The 890-nt window shown below is 64.3% G+C and carries 2 protein-coding genes; both read left to right on the top strand.

The features are described from left to right. On the top strand, positions 1 to 325 hold a 325-nt coding region (locus EOA49_RS32190), incomplete at its 5' end, for a histidinol dehydrogenase (RefSeq protein WP_206520253.1). Positions 326 to 327: 2 nt separating this feature from the next. After that, complete coding sequence (locus EOA49_RS32185; RefSeq protein WP_066993793.1) at positions 328 to 813, top strand: UPF0262 family protein; 486 nt, start codon at positions 328 to 330, stop codon at positions 811 to 813. The last annotated feature ends 77 nt before the right edge of the window (positions 814 to 890 follow it).

The following is an 890-nucleotide window of genomic DNA, read 5'->3' as shown; positions in this document are numbered from 1 at the left end:
CATCGCGGCCGAGCATGTCGAGCTCGCCTTCGACGACGCCGAAAGCTTCCTCGCCGGGATGCGCAATGCCGGCGCCGTCTTCCTCGGCCGCCACACGCCGGAAGTCATCGGCGATTATGTCGGCGGCTCCAACCACGTGCTGCCGACCGCGCGCTCGGCGCGCTTCTCGTCTGGTTTGTCCGTGCTCGATTTCGTCAAGCGCACCTCGATCCTGAAGCTCGGCCCGGAGCAGCTCAAGGCGCTGGCGCCGGCGGCGATCGCGCTCGCCAAGGCGGAAGGGCTCGACGCCCACGCACGATCGGTGGCGATCAGGCTGAACATGTAGCGATGTCCGGCCACCACCAAAACCGCGACAGGCTGATCGACGTCGAGCTCGACGAATCGATCGGACGTTCGACGCCCGATGTCGAGCATGAGCGGGCAGTGGCGATCTTCGACCTGATCGAGGAAAACAGTTTCCGGCCGGTCAACGACGATGGCGCCGGCCCATACAGGCTGAAGCTGTCGCTGGCCGAGTCGCGCCTGGTGTTCGCCGTCAGCCGCCAGAATGGCGCCGATGTGGTTACCCACATCCTGTCGCTGACGCCGCTTAGGCGCATCGTCAAGGATTACTATCTGATCTGCGAAAGCTATTATGAGGCGATCCGCTCCTCCACGCCCAGCCATATCGAGGCAATCGACATGGGCCGCCGCGGCCTGCACAATGAGGGCTCGCAAACACTGATGGACCGGCTCGCCGGCAAGATCGAGATCGACTTCGACACGGCGCGCCGGTTGTTCACGCTTGTCTGCGTACTGCACTGGCGGGGGTAGTCCTGGCCGCGCTGCCGCATTCGATTCTTTTTGTGTGCGGCATGAATGCCGTGCGCTCGCCGATGGCCGAGCAACTG

This window comes from Mesorhizobium sp. M1A.F.Ca.IN.020.04.1.1, assembly GCF_003997315.1.
In the GTDB taxonomy this organism is placed as follows: domain Bacteria; phylum Pseudomonadota; class Alphaproteobacteria; order Rhizobiales; family Rhizobiaceae; genus Mesorhizobium.
This window is presented reverse-complemented; position numbering and strand designations above follow the sequence as displayed.